Origin of the sequence: Desulfobacter vibrioformis DSM 8776, from assembly GCF_000745975.1 — a bacterium.
GTDB lineage: Bacteria > Desulfobacterota > Desulfobacteria > Desulfobacterales > Desulfobacteraceae > Desulfobacter > Desulfobacter vibrioformis.
The window spans coordinates 1-18,942 of sequence record NZ_JQKJ01000044.1 but is presented as its reverse complement, the minus strand read 5'-3'; the positions used below and the strand labels follow the sequence as shown (position 1 = coordinate 18,942).

Sequence of the window (18,942 nt, the reverse complement as noted above, 5' to 3'; positions counted from 1 at the left end):
CTTAAATTGGCCCAGGAAAGTATTGAGTTGGCAATAAGTATTAAGTTTGGCGACTGCGATGACTGCAAAACCGTTGTAACAAAAATCAAAACTATTCAGGATATCAACCTGCTGAAATCTTTGAAGGGAAAAATACTGTCTGCTAAAACAGTCCCGGAGTTAATGAAGTCTATCGAAAATTAAAATGGCGGTGTTATTCGCTTCTGGGTTCACCGCCAAGGGCATACCCGGAAAGATGGAGAACAGTGGGCAACGTTTTGCTTTTACCACCCTACCTGCCATCCCACGATCGGTACAACAGACCTACTGGTAGGCAACCGAAGGCAGCCACAGGATGATTTCAGGCCAGATAACAATGACGGCAAGGCCGATGAGCTGGAGAATGATAAAGGGGATAACGCCTTTATATAGATGCTTCAGTGTCACCCCGGGCGGGCAGACCCCCCTTAAATAAAAGATGGCAAATCCCACGGGCGGCGTGAGAAACGATGTCTGGAGCACCACGGCCACCAGGATGGCAAACCAGATCAGGGTGGGGTTATCGATGTTGGGCCAGACCCCAAGGTCTATGCCCAGTGACGGGATTACCGGTGCCAGCAGGGGCAGGACGATCAAGGTGATTTCAATCCAGTCCAGAAAAAATCCCAGAAAGAATACAATACCAAGAATAAAGGCGACAATGCCGTAAGGACCGAAGGGCAGGCTTGTCAATGTCTCCTCTACCAGGGCGTCTCCGCCCAGTTCCCGCAATACCAGGGCAAAACAGGTGGCGCCGATGACAATGGCGAAAATATAGGCCGTTATACTGAAAGTCTGGTGGACCACTTCCTTCAAGGCCTTGAAACTGAACCGGCCGTTGACAATGGTGAGAATCACGCCGCCCAGGGCCCCGATGCCGCTGGCTTCCGTTGGCGTGGCCATGCCGAACGAGATGGAGCCTAGAACGGAAAAAATCAGGATAACCGGCGGTATACAGGTTTTCAGGGCTGATCCCAAAAGTTTCCAGGTCAGGTCCGGATGATCAGCTGCCAAAGGCGCTTTTTTCGGTGAAAGCCAGGCCAGAACCAGAATATAGACCATGTAAAGGGTTGCCAGTACAAGGCCGGGGAACAGGGCCCCCATGAACAGATCCCCCACGGGCAGTCCCAGCCTGTCGGCCATCATGACCAGCATGATGGAGGGCGGGATGAGAATACCTAATGTGCCGGCCCCGCAAATGGTACCGCAGGCCAGGGATTTGGAATATCCCTGGTTGAGCATTACAGGCATGGATAAAAGTCCTAAAAGGACCACCGATGCCCCGATGATCCCGGTGCTGGCAGCCAGGATAATGCCGATGAGCGTCACCGTAATGGCAAGCCCGCCCCTGACCCGGCCGAAAAGGACCTGGATACTTTGCATCATATTTTCGGCAATGCCGGACCGGTCCAGCATCAGGCCCATGAAGATGAACATGGGCAAAGCCACCATGATCCAGTTATCCATGATGGCAAAAATCCGGTTGACCTCCATGCCGATGGACATGAAATCCAGGCCTGTCATGGTATCAAAATAAAGGTCCGAGACATAGCCGATGCCGGCAAAAAGAATGGATACCCCGCCTAGAATCAGTGCAATCGGGAAGCCCGTGAACAGCAGCCCGATAAAGGTGGTCATCATGGCAATGACCAGGATGTCTTCATGGGTCATGAGGCACCATCTTTTCCGGAAATCACCAGAATATGTTTTAAAATACGGGCCAGGGCAGCCAGGGTCAGTAAACTAAAACTTAGGGGAATCACAGATTTTATAATATAGTAGCAGCCAAGTCCTGTGGGAGAGGCAGATGCTTCCCTGACCCGCCAGGAGGCTGCCACAAAATCAAAGCCGTGCCATATAATCACATAGCACCAGGGCAGCACCAGCACGGTCAGGCCGATGATATCAATCCAGGCCCGGGTCTTTTTACGAAATCTGCCATGGAACAGATCCAGGCGCACATGGGTATCACAGGTCAGTGCATAGGACAAACCAGTCATGATCCCCACGGCATACAGATGCCACTGCAGTTCCTCCAACGCCACCCAGCTGAAGGCAAACAGATAGCGCAGCACCACCTGGATCAGAATAACCAGGATCAGCAGGACATGGAGCCAGGATACGGTTCTACCGATGCGGATAATGTTTTTTTCAATTATATTAATAAAGGTATTCACAATATGTTACGTTTTACAGGGGTTGCTGATGTTACCGGGGCAGAAATCCCACATCAGCCCATTTCTTATATTCGGCCCTGAACTGTTCCAGGTCTTCCCAGGTTTTCTTGAACATGGGGTCTTTGGCGATCTCTTCTTTAACGACCTCTTTCCAGGAGCCTTCAAAGGCTGCCAGCATCTCGTCGGACCAGTACAGATTTTTAACCCCATGTTTTTCCACGTTTTCCTTAATCACCTTGCCCTGCATGCCATTGCTCAGTGCCATGGATTTCAGGGTAGCAGCCATACATGCGGTTTCGATCAGGGTCTGCTGGGATTCATCCAGAGAATTCCAGGTGTCTTTGTTGATTAAAAGTTCCTGGACTGTGGAGGGCTGATGCCAGCCCGGGTAATAATTGTATTTGGCCACTTTATAAAAACCTAAAGGCGCATCACACACGGGCATGGAAAATTCCGTTGCGTCAATCAGCCCTTTTTCCAGGGCCTGGAAAATTTCACCTACGGGCAGCATGGTGACAGACACCCCAAGTTTGGTTAACACCTTACCCCCAAGGCCGGAGATACGCATTTTAATGCCTTTAAGGTCTTCAACCTTTTCAATGGGTTTGGTAAACCAGCCCGAGGTCTCGGCACTGATAATGCCTGCCGGAAACACCTTGACGTTATATCCGTAATAGTCGTACATCTCCTGGTAAAGTTTTAAGCCGTTGCCGTAATAATACCAGGCAATATACTCTTCGGGATCCGGTCCAAAGGGAAAAGAACTGAAAAGAACACTGGCCGGGTTCTTGCCTGCATAGTAGAACGCCGCAGTATACCCGGCATTGGTTTTTCCCGAACTGACCGCATCAAGCACTTCCAGGGACGGTACCAGTTTGCCGGGATCGTAGAGTCTGACTTTCAGTGTGCCGTTTGATGCCTTGTTAATGGTGTCGGCAATGGTTCCGACAATATCGTGACCCAGAATGGGAACACCGAACGGCACCGAACATGGCACTTTCAGTAAAACTTTTTTGGCAAAGACCTGGGTGGTTATCCCAAAGGCCAGACAACATGTTAATGATACAATCGCAAAAAAACGAATAATTCTGTTCAAAACTTTTTCCTTCTCTTTTATGTGAAGATCTCTTTTTGCTCCCTTCATTTAATGATATCCGCAAAGTTATAGTCTGGCATGACCATTCATGCAATAATTTTCATTTTTTTGTTCTGCAATATTGTGGCAACGATGGATGAACACACTCTATGACGGTGAATACGAACGAATCAATGGCGCTGCCCGGGGTTGGGATGTTTATGAATATACTGGTGGATATGGACATCTTTTTGCAACTGCCCGTTTTCCATCATAAACATGGCATTGGCAATCTGTGACATAAAATCACTTTCATGGGAAATAAGGATATAGGAAAGTTCAAGGCGGTTCAATACCCCAACCAGAATGGCTTTTGTTTTTTCATCAAGGCCTGTGCTGGGTTCGTCCAGAAGCAGCAGTTCCGGCTCCATGGAAAGCACCGTGGCCAGGGCCACCAGGCGCTTTTCCCCGCCGGACAGTTTATGGGTGACCCTGTTTTCAAAGTGGGCAATGCCAAGCCGTTCCAGGGTGTTTCTTGCAATCTCCCTGGCTTCGGGTTTTGATTTGCCAAGGTTAAGCGGCCCAAAGGCCACATCTTCGAGAACCGTGGGGCTGAACAGCTGGTCATCGGCATCCTGGAACAGCAGGCCCACTTTTTTATAAACTTGTCTGAAATCTTTTTGGGTTTTAGCAGGTTTTCCAAAAAATTCAATGGTACCGGAAGACGGGGTAAGCAGGCCCATGATGATATGAAACAGGGTGGTTTTCCCGCTGCCGTTGGGCCCCACTAAACCGATGCGGTCCCCTTTGCGGATTTCAAGATTCAGATTGTTTAACACCCGGCCCTGGCCCGGGTAGCTGAAACTGATGTTTTCAAGGCGCAGGATGGCAGGGGGAGTTGTCACAGGAATATCTCCATAAAAACCAGGCAAGCGGCCGCTGCCAGGGCCGCCAGCGCCCAGATTATGTCTGCAGGGGAAAGGGCAAATTCATGCAGACAGATAAATCTGCCTGAAAACCCCCTGCATTTCATGGCATTGTAAACCCTTTGGGCCCTGGCCGATGCCCGGACAAACAGCATGCCGCAAAGATAGGCATAGGTCCGGTAGGTGTGCATATTGGTCCGGGGGCGAAAACTGCGCAGTTTTGCGGCACGGACCAGGCGCCGGTACTCCTGTTCGATAACAAAAATATACCGGTAGGTTAACAATAACAGATGCACAAACTTTCCAGGAAGTTTGAAAAAATTCAAAGTATAGCCCAGGGTGCCCAAATCCATGGTGGTGATCAGGGCCATGGACACCAGCAGGATGGCATTGGATTTAATGCTGATTGCCGTACACAGGTCAATGCCCTGCCGGGTGATCCCAAGTTTTCCTATTCTGTAAACCACATCCCCGTCATAGGTCAGGGGCAGAATAACCCAGAAAAATACCAGAAATCCCCAGATGAACACCAGGCGCTTGAATACCTCGGCAAGGTTCAGGCGGGCCCAGAGCACCAGAATCAGTGAAAGTCCCAGGCCTGCCCAGAGCATGGGCATTTTCCGGCCAAGGGCGATGACAAAACACAGCAGGGTGGCTGCGGCCACCCTGCACCTGGGATCCGTTTTGTGGATAAATGAATGGCCGCAAGCAAAAATCTCTTCAATCATGGAATGTTTTTATCATGATTTCTTCTTGCGGGATGAAAAATACATGGCCACGCCCATCAGGCCGAATATGTATCCGATGCCCCCAAGAATTTCATTCATGGACGGGCCTTTCTGTTCCAAATCCGCCACCATTTTTGTCAACGGTGTGATTTTTTTATTTAACGCCTTTGTCACGGCCCTTTCAACAATGGATTCTAACCGGGCCGGATCAATGGAGGCGGCTGCCTGTACTGCCTGCCCGGAATCCGGCGTTGCCGCAGCTTCAGGCGCGGGTGTTGTTCCTTCATCCCGGGCGCTTGGGGCTGCAATGGTTTCTCCCAAATCTTCAAGGGGAATGGTCCATTCGGCCTTGTGTCCCATTCCGGCAATGAGTTCAATGCGCATGGCTGTTTTTCCAGGAACCGGAAATGAAAATTCTCCCTTTTCATTGGTCTGTGTGCGTAAAAGTTCCTTTCCATTTAAGTCCCAGACAATAATCTCCGCGTTCTGGGCCTTTTTGCCTCCGCTGAATTTAGTTTCCCCTAGAACGGTATCGCCTTCCACCCAGGCAAATACCGTAACTTTATGCGCCAGGGCATTTCCGCCTGAAAGAATGAAAAAGAGCATCAGACAGGACAGTTGTATAACATATTTTCGATCCATCATTATTGTTCACCATATATAAAAACATTCGTAATCTGGATATTATACTTGTTTTTCCGCCATTTTTGTTCTGCCGTCCAATGCGGCCTGCGGTTGTGCCCCAGACCATTGGGGCAAAAGTTCGGGCTGCACCTTTTTAAGAAAACTGACACAGAAAACCGCCACAAGCCCCTCGATGATCATAACCGGAAGATGGGCAAGAACAACGACCCAGGCCACCGATAGAAAGCTTTCCTGGGTAAACATCAGGGCGGCCCCCACAAGCAGGCTGCTGAAAAAAACGCTTAAAAATCCGCAGGCAAAGGAGGCGGCATAGGATACCGGGCCGGGTTTATGTACAAACCCTGCAAACAGGTAATAACAGACCACAGCAGGCGTGGCCATGATCACCGTGTTAACCCCTAAGGTGGTGATTCCGCCGAACTGGAACAGTACACCCTGGAGCAGAAGTGCAATCAAGATAGAGGGAAAGGCGACCCAGCCAAGCATCAGCCCAAGAATTCCGTTGAGAATCAGATGGGCGCTGGAAGGCCCGATGGGCACATGGATCAGGGACGCCACAAAAAAAGCGGCCGACAAAATAGCGGCCTGGGGAATTTTATCTTCTTTAAGTTTTTTCAAGCCCACGGCAGTGCCAGCCACAGCCAGCACCATCCCGGCCCCTAAAACCGGCGCGGAAAGGACACCTTCAGAAATATGCATAATACCTTCTTATCGCTATCCAGCCGAGCTGATGACAATCATCTGTCAATCATCCCGGCTGGTATTTTCTATTTTGTTTTCCAGTCTTCGAATTTTACCCAGATCACCGCACCCAACTCAACACCTTTTTCCTGTCCATCAGCTTTAAGGGTAAAATCAGCTTCATTAAGCGCAGCAAAACCCCACCAGCCGGCCTTGGGTGCAGCATAGGTAAATACACCGTTTGCATCAGCCTTGATGGTCTGGGTCACCATATAATCAGTGGGCGCTTCGGATTTACCGTCCTCGTTGTAATATTCCACTTCAACTTCTGCATAAGGCACTGCTTTGCCGTCCAGTTTTACGATACCCTGGAACACGTTGCCGGCATACTGTCCAAACGGTTTGGACAAGGGTACGATTTCTGTTTTCAGCCCGATCTCTTCGTCCCATCCTTCGTCATCACCAAAAGCGGTAACCACGGTTTTGGTGTAATGAATGATAAAGCAGTCTTCGGCAGGTTCCCAATAGGGTACAGGCTCCATGTAAAACATGTAAACGCCTGGTTTTTTGATTTTGTAATCTGTTTTCCAGGCCGTGTGATCCATAACCTTTGCCTGTTTCAACGTGTCTAAAAGATTCTGCGCCTCGCCGTTTGCGCGCACGGCAAATACTTTGGGTTTGACAAGTTCCATCCCGATTCCCTCAAAGGGGTGGGAAAAAGAGGCCGTAATATGAACGGTGCGGTCGTCATCCTGCATAACCATGTTGTCCGAAGGGATGAGCATTCCGTAATGTGCCTGGACACTTACGGCAGTAAACATAAGAACAAGAAACATGAGCCCTGATGCAATCATTGATTTTTTCATCGTTTTTTCTCCTGTGAATCCTTAGAAGTATTAAAAAATACGCAAAACAGCATTGCCAGCTTAAATTCTCAACCTTCTTGGCCGGGTCCGAAAAAAATAATGAACTTTAATGTGAACCACAAGCTTCATGCCTGCATTAGGATTTTTCTTCTTCTATATTAAAAAAACGATTGAATCAATGGGAAATAGTCCTCTATTTTTCCAATGCAAAAATTTATCCTAAAATAATTCCCTGGAAAGATCAGCCGACTTTTGAATTCACAAGATCACCTATAGCTCCTATTGGACCAGCAGATGGCCGAATCCGGCAAAAATTGCAATCATTACGCCGGAAAAAAGCTGGGCATGGACCAGATAACCGTAACGTTTCAAAAGTGCCGGGGTAAACTTGAGAATCAGAAAAAGTCCGAAAATCCCCTGCCAGGCCAGAAGTATCAAGACCATAATGAGAAACGGATTCCACATCCGGACGCCCATCATCAGCGCATGGGCCGCAATAATGATAATTGCTGCGGCACCGACATATCTGTGTGTCCGGTTGAGGAAACCCAGGACTTTTTTTGCGATAGAAATGGAACGGTCATAATTGTCATCCGGTATGAATCGATGCAGGAGAGGGCCTTTGCCCAAGACAATTTTTAAAAGGCTGCGAATGTATATGACGATTAGAACATAAAAGCCGGTTCCTCCGAAAAACTCGGCAACGTCCTTTAAAGAATTATGGACTGCCGGGGAAGAGACCTTCGCAGGTTGAAACAAAAGATAGAAAAACCCCAGACCGGAAACCATTGCCAGGGCCAGGATAAAAATAATCCAGAAACGAGGTGAATACTGTTGTTGTGGTTTCATAAAATTCCAGATGCCTTTCTTGATGCGGGCCGTTTCCTGGCTGCATCACAAGTTTATCATTTATGGTAACAAGCGGTTTTCAAACCAGAGGGTGTACGTCCGGTTTTTGATACAATTTTGAAATTTTCATTAATCGTTATGACATTTCAAACAGCCGGTAAACTCCGGATGCGGAGTGGCCGGCCCTTTTGCATTGTCTGGATGATGGCATTCAAGACATTGCGCATCGGTCTGCCCGACATTGGCATGGACATCCCATTTCTGCCGGATGGAAGGGCCATGGACGCCCAGATAGGCCCAATGACCGCATCCTGCAACAAAAAGGAGTAATCCGGTTAATAACAGTTTACGAATTTTTGCTTTCATTCGTTTTCTCCTTTTATCCGCCCGTCCGAAAGATGCAGGATCAAATCGGCAAACGGAATGATTTCCTTGTCATGGGTCGCCACAATCATTGTTATTTTTTCCTCTTTTGAAAGCGCATGCATCAGGCGGATCAGTTCGAGCCCGGTACGGGTATCCAGACTGGCCGTGGGCTCGTCTGCCAGAAGCAGCCCCGGGCCATGGGCAACCCCCCGGGCAAAAGCAACCCGTTGCGCCTGGCCCCGGGACAGAGAAGACGGCATTGCATCTGCAACATCTTCAAGATCAAGCCGGTTCAGCAAAAAGGCCACCCTGTCTTGAATCTGTGCGCTGGCATATTTGTTCAATATCAGCGGAAATTCAATATTACGCCGGGCACTCAGACTGGTTATTAAATTTCCGGATTGAAAAACAAAACCCAGCTGCTTGCGGCGGAAGTTGTTCCGTTTTCTGCCTGAAAGTTTATCCACCCTTATTCCAAAGCAGTTCACGCTTCCCTTTTGCGGCAGATCCAGTCCGCCGATACAATTCAGCAAAGTTGTTTTGCCCGAGCCTGATTTGCCTAAAATCAGTGCCAGGTTCCCATTTTTAACGCTGAACGATACATCAGACAAAACGGTGACGGCGGCTTTGCCCCTGGCGTAGATTTTAGAAAGGTTTTTCAACTGAATCATGTCTGATTCTACCCCTTTGATATAATATCGCAGGTTTTTTGGCTTGCAACAAGCCAAACCGGCCAGGCAGCGGCGATAAAACAAAATCCTAGCAATACGGCAGGCGGGATACCTGCGGCGCCGATACTCAATCTGGGAAATATCAATGCCGTCGCCGCAAAGTATCTATTGTGAGACGTCCATACGGACAGGTCAATGCCGGCCCTGCCAACGCTCCATACTGCCAGCATTCCGGCCAGCACACCGACTGCCGAGGCGATCACATTCATTAAAACCACCTGCAGACAGATCAATATCCCGGTTTCCAGTCCTGTCACGCCCATTGCACGCAACACACCGTACTCCTTGATGCGGCTGACAACAAAAATTGCAAATGAACCGGCGCATCCAAGCGACACCACACCAAGGACGATGAACACCAGGATATTAACACAGATGTCGTTGAGTTCCAGAAGCTGTGTCAAATCCGGCATGGATTGAGTCCAGGGTTTCAATCCGTCCATCTTTAAACCGGACCTGGAAAATTCCCGCATGGCAGATGAAAGATCGGTTCCGGCTTTAAGAAAAATAGCTGCCTGCCATGTTTCCGGCAGGATAAGGCCTTCAAATACCGGGCAAAAGGCCAGGGCCCGGTCCAGGCTGTCAACCCCGGTCTGAAAAATGCCGGCTACTTTCAATTCATATTGATGATCACCAATCTGTCCAATAATCGTATCACCCGGCTGTGAACCAATCCTTTCAGCAGTTTCAAGGTTTAATAAAATCTCTTTCTGTCCTTTCAGAAGGAATCTGCCGGCTATGACCTTTTTGTAAAAAAAACTGTGGGCTTTTTCCTGATCCGGATAAATGGCCACAAGATCCAAAGGCCTTTCCCTGTCTTGGCGGATAAGCGTTGCAGGGAGCCTGAACCGCTGCAGAACAGCAGTGACAAAAGGCTTTTTCAAGTCCTCCGGACTGATGCGTGAAGGCAGGTTGCCGCCGGAAATCTGGCCTGAATACATACCGGTCGAATTGGTGATCATAATATCCGATATCCCGTTGGCAAGGCTGATAATGAAGACCAGGGTTCCGATGGCAACGCTGATTAAAAAGCATAAGATAAAAGTAGTTCGCCGGTTCACTACCAGGAACGCAACTGCCGTTCTCAACCACAGAGAAAAATTCATTTCAAAGGTGCCTCTCCCTGATGGGTTTCAAAATAGGATTGCACGCCGATCCGTTGAATTAAAAATGAAACGCAAAATGGGATCATGGATTCTTGCTCGCCGGAGAACAACACCCGGCACCCCGATTTAATGCAGGTTACCGCCTGATGCGCAGCAGATCGGAACAAATCCGGATACGCCTGCTGCAGCGCTGAAATCAGCCGTTTGCCATCAATGGTTTCTCCATTTTCACGAACTTTTTTGATGAATTCCAGACATGCCTTTTTTTCAGATTCATAAAAAAGAGAGACCACGTAATTGTGGCGCTTCATTTTTAAATCGATAATCAGATCCGCCAGGTCATCTAAAATCTGACACCCCAGTCCAATACTGAACAAAGATTTTTTTATTTTCTCACAATTGCCGGGGTCCAGTTTGTCTTCGAACTGGTCGGGCAGCGCCCATGGTGCCTGGAACAACAGGCCTGTTTTGATGCTGTGAATATTATTTAAGACGGATTCTGCCGGCAGGATTTCATAAATCCCCTTTTCTTCCCCGGCTTCCTGGGCACCGCTTCTAATCAGTGCATCCAGGGAAATTTTCCCCGAAGATTTAACCTGGTCCAGTGTAAAAATGTCCGTCTCAAATCCATGAAACATAATTTGAGTTAAAACCCGGTCAGATACCATAATATCCAGAACAGACCTGAATGTTGTCGCTTCTTTGGGAAGTCCGGTTTCAAGGGTGACCTTATACTCCTGGTCCAGCAGGTTGTCACATCCGGTGACCATTCCTCTCAGACACTGATTGGCTGCCACATACAGGGTCCGCTTTTGCGGATCAATGCCGGCTTTAAGATAGGCATATAAAAACAGCAGGGAGAAAAAATGATCTTCCAGGCGGATGTCATCTCTTTTCGGAATCACAAGGTCCACCCCACTGTCTGACAGGATGTATGCCGCCTTTTTCCAAAACAGGATCAAACCGGTTCTCAATTCTTCCTGTATCATAGAGAACAGTTGAAAATCTATTGCCATGGGGGCAGTGGTTTTTTTCTGGCTGTCTGATCTCATACTGTTTACGGTTTAAGGCTTGTAAACAGGCTGATATAGCCAAGATAGGTTTTTTCTAACACAGGCGGGGCAAATCCTGCCTGCTTGATAACGCCGGGAAGCACACCGCGGATATTTTCACCGATCTGGGGTTGAAACAGTATCCATCTGGACGTATGTGCCACAAGCCATCCGAAAACCGTTTCAGGAATGTGCATATCACAGACCACCAATCGTCCCCCCGGTTTTAAAACACGAAATAGCTCTCTGAACGCAATTTCTTTCAGATCCAGCTGAATATGATGAAAAAAAAGCGTAGAAACTGCACTGTCAAAGCTTTCATCTTCAAAGGGCAGATCTTCGGCAGCCGCTGTTTGAAACCGGCAATTATCCGCGCTTCTTTTTTTTCGGGCACCCAGAATCATTTTACCCGCCGCGTCGATTCCCATGGCCATACCATGACCCTCTTTTGAGAGTCTGTCTGCAATGGCTTTTGTCACAACCCCGGTCCCGCATCCGACATCAAGGACCCGGTGGTCTTTTTGAAGATTTAGTGCATCAATTACGTCGACATTAATTTTTGACTGTTGCCCGAACATGACCCAGGGTTCCAGGATATCATATACCCCGGCTGCATAATCAAGAGTTCTGCCACGAGTTGGAACTGAGTCAAATGACATTTTAATCCATTCCTTTCATGAAATAATTCTGGTAGTTTCCAAATCCGGTGCTACACATCCGGCTGCAGCCATGACGTTAATGCCGACCGCCACTGTCTGGTTTAAGTACTGAAGTGTTGTGTAGGCCTTTATAATTACTATACATAGTTTATACGCGATGATCCAGTTTTAAGACGTGGAAGAACATAACAAAAAAATATAAAGAGGCATTTAATAATGAATCCCGTACCATCTTCAGATAGAATGGAAAATGTCCATTCAGACATACGCGGCCCTGTTTTTGAAAAAGCCATGCAAATGGTTTCTGCCGGCATTGATGTATTAAGACTCAATACAGGAAATCCAGCTACATTTGGGTTTACTATGCCTGATAGTGTGCGCACGGCCTTAATCAGTAATGTGGATAAGGCCGTGGGATATTGTGACTTAAAAGGTATGCCAGATGCCAGAAAAGCCATATGTGACTATCACGTTGGTAAAGGCATTTTGGACCTTACCATGGATGATGTATTCATTGGAAATGGCGTCAGTGAAGTTGTCAATATGGCGATGACCACGTTTTTAAATCCCGGTGATGAGATGCTTATTCCATCTCCAAGTTATTCACTTTGGACGAATATGGCGTATATTGCAGGCGCGACGCCAGTGCTTTATCGCTGTGATGAGGCGTCTGAATGGTATCCTGATGTGGCCGATATTCGCAGGAAGATCACACCGAAAACACGTGCCATACTTATTATTAACCCCAATAATCCGACGGGTTCGTTATATTCGAAAGACGTGATAGAGCAGATCGTTCAAATTGCAAGGGAACACAAGTTGATTATGTGTTCGGACGAAATTTATGACCGACTGGTGATGGATGAATTGGAACATGTTTCTACAGCGGCACTTGCGCCTGATCTGCCGGTCTTCACCTTCAATGGGTTATCTAAGTCGCACATCGTATGCGGGTTTCGTTGTGGCTGGCTCGCAATCAGCGGGCCGCGCCGGCAAATTGGGGGTTTAATCGCGTCTATGACGAAACTGGCTGCCATGCGTTTGTGTGGCAATGCATTAACACAACTTGTGATTCCGGCGGCATTGGAGGATGAGGAAAGCACAAAAGCGTTGATTGCTCCTGGAGGAAGAATTTATGAACAAAGAGAGGCGACAATCAAAGCGTTAGATCAAATTGAGGGAATCACATACGTTAAAAACTCGGCAGCGTTTTATCTTTTCCCAAAAATTGATACCCGAAAATTTAATATTACAAGTGACAAAAAATTTGTACTGGATTTACTGGAAAGCAAGCATATTCTGCTTGTTGCGGGAAGTGGATTTGACTGGCCGGAACCAGATCATTTTAGAATAGTCATGTTACCAGAATCAAAGGTCCTGTCAGGCGCAATTCAGGAAATAGGTGATTTCCTCAGTACGTATCGCCAAGAATAATCTTTTTTCCCAGTCCGTCCCCCAATGCCATAAACTTAAGCATTCAGATTTTATTTTACCACGAAGAACACGAAGTTCACGAAGATAGAAGATATTAGAGAACTAAACTTCGTGTTCTTCGTGAACTTCGTGGTTTTAATCTGAAAAGTTTCTTAACTTTATGACATTGAGTCCGTCCCCGTCAAAAGGCGCAGGAGGCCTGGTGCCAGGCCAGGAACAGTCCAAGAATGCCCAGGCCTGCGAATACCTGTGTCCCCCGGAATCGGAACCGGCGGAACCGGAAAGCCAACGTGCCTTTCATGGATATGCCGTGAACAGTTCCGGCCCGGGCAGGACTTTACGACGGTCTCACTGACGAAGGCACAAAACCGGCGGAGATGGTGCTCAGCTGGTTGCCCACGGGACTGGCTTCCCGGAATTTATCCCTTGACCGGGATGCCATCCCCGATGCCATGCTCCAGGCCGGGTTCAAAACAGTAAAAGTTAAACCCATACCCTTTTCCATGGGTGAATCCATGGATATGTGCATCGGCAGAAAATAGAGGAAAGGGGGAAAAGGAAGATGGGCTAAAACCTTGATTTGTGATTATGATTGACGAATCTATAAAGTTTGAATAAAAAGTGGGTCTTTGGCACGACAATGCATGGGAAAATTTGGCTTGACGCAGGTCTGATTTTTTTGTTAACCACTTCTGATTATGAGAGTTAACCAAACATTGCCGGATAAAAGGCAAATGATTCTTAAGGTTTTGTACCAGTCAGATGGTGAACCTGTTTCCGGGGTCAAAATCAGTGAAGCTGCCGAGATTTCCCGGGTGGCGGTCTGGAAGCACATTAAAGCCTTGAAACAGGCTGGCGTGGATATTAAGGCCCTGCCAACGGGGTATGCGCTTCAGGATGCCGGCAACCTGCTCTACCCGTTTTGTTTCCCAAAGCACATTCAGGACAAAATTTTCTATTTTCCGGAACTTGATTCTACCATGGACCAGGCCCGAAGAATGGCCCGGCAAGGGGTCCGGCATGCCAGCTGCGTCATTGCCGAAGTCCAGACAGCCTCCAGGGGCCGGCTGAACAGGCCGTGGGACGCTGCCCGGGGCGGGCTCTGGTTTACCCTGATCCTTAAACCGGATTTGCCGCCCCCCCTGGCCTGGACCGTGAATTTTGCCGCGTCTGCCTGCATGTCCGAAGTGCTGGCCGGTTTATTTGACCTGGATGTCCGTGTCAAATGGCCCAACGACCTGCTTCTCAAGGGCCGCAAGCTGTCCGGGATGCTGTCGGAAATGGAAACCCGGGCTGATATGGTGGATCTTTTGTTTCTGGGCATTGGCCTTAATGTAAACAATGAACCGGAATCAGATCAATACCAGGCTATTTCCCTGAAAACAGCCCTGGGAAAACCTGTCTCCAGAAAACAGGTCCTGGCCCGGTTCCTGGATCTGTTTGAATCCCGGATTACGGCCATTGATCCGGCCCGGATCATCAGCCAGTGGAAGGAACGGACCGCCACCATCGGCACCGAAGTCCGGGTTCAGACCCATGACCGGGTGTATGAGGGCAAGGCCCTGGATGTGGATGACACCGGTGCACTCATTGTCAAAGGCGTGGACGGCATCACCCGGAAAATTATTTATGGCGATTGTTTTCATTCCTGAGATACCCCATTGAGATAAATGTAAAATCCATGGATGTTTCTGTAAAACAAAGCTTATACTGAAAACATTGGGGGGGCCCGGCAAGCTTAGATTTTAAACTGATGAACAGCCGCAGTCAGTTTTTCAGTCACCTTGACCAGGTCTTTCACTTCCTCCAGTATGGTGTTGCTGTCCTGGCTGGCATCCTCGGCAGCCTGGTTTACATGGATAATATCCTGGGAAATTTCATCGGTCCCGGCAGAAATCTGGCGGACATTCTCATTGACTTCCTGGACGCCCTGCCCTGCCTGGGCAATATTATTTGAAATCTCATGGGTCGTGGCAGACTGTTCTTCAATGGCGGCAGCAACGGTTGCCACAATCTCGTTGATCTCATTGATTACGCTGACAATTTCATGGATCGCAGTCACTGACTCTTCCGTGCTGGATTGGACCCCTTTGATCCGTTCATTAATTTCATTGGTGGCATCAGCCGTCTGCTGGGCAAGGGCTTTTATTTCCCCTGCAACAACAGCAAACCCTTTTCCTGCCTCTCCTGCCCGGGCCGCTTCAATGGTTGCATTCAGTGCAAGAAGATTGGTCTGTTCGGAAATATCCTTAATGGTTTCGGTTACTTTGGAAATCTGGGAAGCTGCACTTCCCAATTCATCGACTTTAACCGAGACCTGACTGGCTTTTTCTACCGCCTGACTGGTTGTTTCGCTTCCCTTGGAAACATTGGCAGCGATTGCACTAATGGTGACTGACATCTCTTCTGTCGCAGACACAACTGTCTGGATACTGGCAGCAGCCTGTTCGGTTGCCGAGGCAACACTGCTCATATTACGACTCATTTTCTCTGCTGCTGCGGAAACCGTACCTGCTTTTTCAACCGTATCCCGGGAGCTTTGGGTTATATTCACTGAAAGATTTTCAATTTTATTGGAGGACGTACTAAGGGTTAAAGAGCCGTCTTTCATATCCGTAATCAGTTTTTTTAGATTTTCACACATCTTGTTAAGGGCATTTGACAGGGCCCCGATCTCATCATTTTGCTTAATTACAAGCGTTTGGTCAAAATTGCCCTCAGCAACATAGCCGGCAAACTTTACGGCTTTGCCAAGGGCGGCGGCTACGGAGTGGCTGATGCCGTAAGCAATAAGCGCCGAAAAAATTAAAACCGAAATAAGCCCGGAGGCGATTAATTTTGTTTTTGAAGCAGTGTGCGCCCCAATTTCCTTAAAAGAAGTTAACAGCGCTTCTTTATGTGCTTCAACAATCTTGTCTATGATACCGGCCAGCTTCTCGGCAAATGGATCAAACTCCTCCATCATTGGATTGCCTTTTTCCGGGCCGGCGGCAATATAAGCCTGGGCCATTTTTTTGCCCATGTCATAATAATCATCCAAGCTATTTTTCATATCTTTAAGCTGTGCGACCATCTCAGCTTCGCCATATTTGTCATGCTCGACAATGGCGGACTCAATTCTTTTAACAGCATCTTTATAATAAATTTCAGCTTCCTTATACCCGTCATCATACCCTGCTGCAGCTCTTGTGGCAGATATGTCCGTAAGCCATTGCTGGATCTGCTCTATATCCCGTTTAATTTCAATAAAATTAAGGGCATACGGCAATGTCTTATTTTTTACCCCTTCCAGCTCATGAATGGTTTTATTGTTAAAACGAATGGTCACAATGCCCACAATGACGAAAAAAATACAGACAATCCCAAAACCAAAGAAAAGTTTCAGCCTTATAGATAGATCATTGAGATTCCCCACTTTTGTTCTCTCCCATTTTTTATTAGTTGAAATTTCGAGTAAACTATTTTCCAATCCCCATTTTTTTCTGCCCATAGGTCTTGAACTTCTCAAGCACGGTGTTCATCTCTTCATCCGGCAGAATGACGGGATTTCCGATGCTTTTGGTCTGATAATAAATCCGGGCCACGAATTCGATCTCTTCGGCAGCGGCAAAGGCTGTATCCATACTGGAGCCAACCGCCACAAGTCCGTGATTGGCAAGCAGCAAGGCGTTATAATCCCCAATATATTCGGCTACTATTTGCGCCAATTCCGGCGTGCCAAAGGTAGCATAGGGTGCCAGGGGTACTTTTTTTCCTGCAAACCCCACAAGATAATGAACCGCCGGGATTTCCCACCCCAGGCAGGCCATGGTAACCGCATATGGCGAGTGGGTGTGGACAATGGCCTGTATATCCTTGCGCTGGCCATAAAGGGATAGGTGAAACCCAAGCTCGCTTGAAGGCCTGGCCTCTCCATCTATGACATTTCCCTGCATATCGGTGAGGACAACATCCCGGGGCTGTAATACCGCGTATTCGATCCCGCTGGGACTGACTGCCACCGTTCCGGACTTCCTGTCAATAATGCTTAGATTCCCACCGGTACCCGTTGTCAGGCCTGATTCCACCATTTTGAGGCCAAAACGCACAACAGCTTTTCTTTCATTTTCCAGTTCCATGAACGCCCCCATAAAATCTGAACTAGATTATCGCCCTTCGGACGGGTTGTTAAGTTTGAACTTCATATCATGATTGAAAGAGGCCCCAATATCGGTAGATTCTCTGACATCAATGATTCTAATAAGTCGCAAGTCTGAAATTTACAACAAATTCAATTAATAATAGTCCCATGTATTTTTAACGGCCAAGGCTTTAAATATGTCAGATTTTACCGGTTGAGTACAGAAATTATATACGACACGGTACTGCTTAACAATTCACCCCACGGATACAGTCAAAATCCAGTAGTCCCACGGACAAATCGTCCGGGATCAGAAAATTGCCGGAGTTGGGATCTGCATGGTGTATCCTTTATAAAAGTTCTGTTAAATGCAGAAACTGGGACATGGCAGTTTCTTTTTTCAGATTTTGCTTGAGGTTAAGTGCGATTAATTCTATAAGACCAAGTGGTATTTAAGGAAAGAACTTATATGGATGGCTGCCGGTTGTGGGGGTCATTCATGAGGATTATAACTGAAACAACACTTAATTTTTAGGAGGTTTTATGTCAACTCTCGTATTTGGTCACAAAAATCCGGATACCGACTCTGTCGTTGCAGCCATTGCGCTGGCCGATCTGAAAAAAAGCCTTGGTGAAGACATCGCACCGGCTATGCAGGGCAACCTGAATCCCGAATCCAAATTTGTCCTGGACAAATTCGGCCTGGCTGCCCCTGAAGTTGTCACCAGCTATGCAGGCAAAGATGTTTACCTGGTGGATCATTCCGACCTGGCCCAGAGCCCTGACGACCTTGCGGATGCCAATATTCTGGGTATTGTAGACCATCACAAACTGGGTGATGTAACCACCGGACAACCCCTGGAATGCTGGATCTGGCCTGTGGGCTGCACCTGCACTGTAATTGCTTCCATGTACGATTACTTCAATGTCGAGATCCCCAAGGGCGTTGCCGGTGCCATGCTGTGCGCCATTCTGTCCGACACCGTAATCTTTAAGTCCGCTACCTGTACAGACAAAGACAAAGAAGTTTGCGCAAAACTGTCTGAAATCTGCGGCGAATCCGACCTTGACGCCCTGGGCATTGAAATGTTCAAGGTAAAATCTGCTGTTGACGGCACCCCGGTTCGTGAACTGGTTCTGCGCGACTACAAAGATTTCAAGATGGGTGGTTCCGGCATTGGCTGCGGCCAGCTCGAACTGGTTGACCTGTCCATCGTTGACGGCATCAAGGCTGATCTTGAAAAAGATATCCGTGATATGAAAGCAGAAAAAGGCCATCACACTGTACTTTTGATGCTCACCGACATCATGAAGGAAGGCACTGAGCTTCTGGTTGCTTCTGATGACGAATCTGTTGTTGAAAAAGCTTTTGGTGAAAAACCGGTTGACGGCAAATGCTGGCTGCCCGGCATCATGAGCCGTAAAAAACAGATCATTCCTTTCCTGGAAAAAGTTTTCGGTTAGTTAAGTAATTCAAGGGCTTTTGGTGTTTTGCCAAAGGCCCTTTTT

Annotated in this window: 22 protein-coding genes; 6 read left to right on the top strand and 16 right to left on the bottom strand. The window is 47.8% G+C overall.

Going from position 1 to position 18,942, the window contains the following annotated elements:
- A partial coding sequence (locus tag Q366_RS21825) for a hypothetical protein (protein ID WP_035241805.1) occupies positions 1 to 183 on the top strand: 183 nt, incomplete at its 5' end.
- Positions 184 to 303: 120 nt separating this feature from the next.
- Here the strand turns inward: Q366_RS21825 and Q366_RS17980 are convergent.
- From Q366_RS17980 to Q366_RS17915, 14 genes are all read right to left on the bottom strand, one after another.
- Positions 304 to 1,689: a TRAP transporter large permease gene (locus tag Q366_RS17980; RefSeq protein WP_035241802.1), complete on the bottom strand. Its 1,386-nt coding sequence runs from the start codon at positions 1,687 to 1,689 to the stop codon at positions 304 to 306.
- On the bottom strand, positions 1,686 to 2,195 hold the full coding sequence (locus Q366_RS17975) for a TRAP transporter small permease subunit (RefSeq protein ID WP_169742996.1): 510 nt from the start codon (positions 2,193 to 2,195) through the stop codon (positions 1,686 to 1,688). Before Q366_RS17975 ends, Q366_RS17980 begins: the two co-directional genes overlap by 4 nt.
- A gap of 31 nt (positions 2,196 to 2,226) precedes the next feature.
- Positions 2,227 to 3,291, bottom strand: coding sequence for a TRAP transporter substrate-binding protein (locus Q366_RS17970; protein ID WP_169742995.1), 1,065 nt, complete (start codon positions 3,289 to 3,291; stop codon positions 2,227 to 2,229).
- A 170-nt stretch (positions 3,292 to 3,461) separates the two neighbouring features.
- On the bottom strand, positions 3,462 to 4,157 hold the full coding sequence (locus Q366_RS17965; protein ID WP_425388335.1) for an energy-coupling factor ABC transporter ATP-binding protein: 696 nt from the start codon (positions 4,155 to 4,157) through the stop codon (positions 3,462 to 3,464).
- Positions 4,158 to 4,171: 14 nt separating this feature from the next.
- Positions 4,172 to 4,924, bottom strand: a complete 753-nt coding sequence (cbiQ, locus tag Q366_RS17960; protein ID WP_035241793.1) for a cobalt ECF transporter T component CbiQ — start codon at positions 4,922 to 4,924, stop codon at positions 4,172 to 4,174.
- 12 nt (positions 4,925 to 4,936) lie between these two features.
- Positions 4,937 to 5,569 carry a transthyretin-like family protein gene (locus tag Q366_RS17955; RefSeq protein WP_035241790.1) on the bottom strand — a complete coding sequence of 211 codons (633 nt, stop codon included), beginning with the start codon at positions 5,567 to 5,569 and terminating at the stop codon, positions 4,937 to 4,939.
- Positions 5,570 to 5,608: 39 nt separating this feature from the next.
- Positions 5,609 to 6,268 carry a cobalt transporter CbiM gene (cbiM, locus tag Q366_RS17950; protein WP_035241787.1) on the bottom strand — a complete coding sequence of 220 codons (660 nt, stop codon included), beginning with the start codon at positions 6,266 to 6,268 and terminating at the stop codon, positions 5,609 to 5,611.
- 68 nt (positions 6,269 to 6,336) lie between these two features.
- A complete protein-coding gene (locus tag Q366_RS17945) occupies positions 6,337 to 7,116 on the bottom strand; it encodes a DUF4198 domain-containing protein (RefSeq protein WP_035241783.1) in 780 nt (259 codons plus the stop codon).
- Positions 7,117 to 7,395: 279 nt separating this feature from the next.
- The gene (locus Q366_RS17940) at positions 7,396 to 7,965 is read right to left on the bottom strand and encodes a hypothetical protein (protein WP_051958142.1); all 570 of its coding nucleotides are present in this window, start codon (positions 7,963 to 7,965) and stop codon (positions 7,396 to 7,398) included.
- A gap of 129 nt (positions 7,966 to 8,094) precedes the next feature.
- Complete coding sequence (locus Q366_RS17935; RefSeq protein WP_035241780.1) at positions 8,095 to 8,331, bottom strand: hypothetical protein; 237 nt, start codon at positions 8,329 to 8,331, stop codon at positions 8,095 to 8,097.
- Complete coding sequence (locus Q366_RS17930; protein WP_051958141.1) at positions 8,328 to 9,002, bottom strand: ABC transporter ATP-binding protein; 675 nt, start codon at positions 9,000 to 9,002, stop codon at positions 8,328 to 8,330. Before Q366_RS17930 ends, Q366_RS17935 begins: the two co-directional genes overlap by 4 nt.
- Positions 9,003 to 9,010: 8 nt before the next feature.
- Positions 9,011 to 10,168 carry an ABC transporter permease gene (locus Q366_RS17925; protein ID WP_035241776.1) on the bottom strand — a complete coding sequence of 386 codons (1,158 nt, stop codon included), beginning with the start codon at positions 10,166 to 10,168 and terminating at the stop codon, positions 9,011 to 9,013.
- Positions 10,165 to 11,220, bottom strand: a complete 1,056-nt coding sequence (locus Q366_RS17920) for a hypothetical protein (RefSeq protein WP_035241773.1) — start codon at positions 11,218 to 11,220, stop codon at positions 10,165 to 10,167. The genes Q366_RS17925 and Q366_RS17920 overlap by 4 nt, the downstream gene beginning before the upstream one ends.
- 5 nt (positions 11,221 to 11,225) lie before the next feature.
- Positions 11,226 to 11,879: a class I SAM-dependent methyltransferase gene (locus Q366_RS17915; RefSeq protein ID WP_035241769.1), complete on the bottom strand. Its 654-nt coding sequence runs from the start codon at positions 11,877 to 11,879 to the stop codon at positions 11,226 to 11,228.
- A 216-nt stretch (positions 11,880 to 12,095) separates the two neighbouring features.
- On the opposite strand from Q366_RS17915, the gene Q366_RS17910 reads away from it, so the two are divergent.
- The 4 genes from Q366_RS17910 to Q366_RS17905 all read left to right on the top strand — a co-directional run bounded on the left by Q366_RS17910 (position 12,096) and on the right by Q366_RS17905 (position 14,965).
- A complete protein-coding gene (locus Q366_RS17910; protein ID WP_035241766.1) occupies positions 12,096 to 13,313 on the top strand; it encodes an aminotransferase class I/II-fold pyridoxal phosphate-dependent enzyme in 1,218 nt (405 codons plus the stop codon).
- Between the two features lie 202 nt (positions 13,314 to 13,515).
- Entirely contained in the window at positions 13,516 to 13,668 is a 153-nt protein-coding gene (locus Q366_RS21425; RefSeq protein ID WP_156968221.1) for a hypothetical protein, read from the top strand.
- 37 nt (positions 13,669 to 13,705) lie between these two features.
- A complete protein-coding gene (locus Q366_RS21420; protein ID WP_169742994.1) occupies positions 13,706 to 13,855 on the top strand; it encodes a hypothetical protein in 150 nt (49 codons plus the stop codon).
- A 192-nt stretch (positions 13,856 to 14,047) separates the two neighbouring features.
- The gene (locus tag Q366_RS17905) at positions 14,048 to 14,965 is read left to right on the top strand and encodes a biotin--[acetyl-CoA-carboxylase] ligase (RefSeq protein ID WP_245620008.1); all 918 of its coding nucleotides are present in this window, start codon (positions 14,048 to 14,050) and stop codon (positions 14,963 to 14,965) included.
- Between the two features lie 86 nt (positions 14,966 to 15,051).
- Here Q366_RS17905 and Q366_RS20525 read toward each other — a convergent pair whose 3' ends face one another.
- Positions 15,052 to 16,728, bottom strand: coding sequence for a methyl-accepting chemotaxis protein (locus Q366_RS20525; protein WP_169742993.1), 1,677 nt, complete (start codon positions 16,726 to 16,728; stop codon positions 15,052 to 15,054).
- A 43-nt stretch (positions 16,729 to 16,771) separates the two neighbouring features.
- On the bottom strand, positions 16,772 to 17,431 hold the full coding sequence (locus Q366_RS17895; protein WP_035241760.1) for an L-fuculose-phosphate aldolase: 660 nt from the start codon (positions 17,429 to 17,431) through the stop codon (positions 16,772 to 16,774).
- Between the two features lie 545 nt (positions 17,432 to 17,976).
- Between Q366_RS17895 and Q366_RS17890 the strand changes: the two genes are divergently transcribed.
- Positions 17,977 to 18,897 carry a manganese-dependent inorganic pyrophosphatase gene (locus Q366_RS17890; protein ID WP_035241758.1) on the top strand — a complete coding sequence of 307 codons (921 nt, stop codon included), beginning with the start codon at positions 17,977 to 17,979 and terminating at the stop codon, positions 18,895 to 18,897.
- Positions 18,898 to 18,942 lie beyond the last annotated feature (45 nt).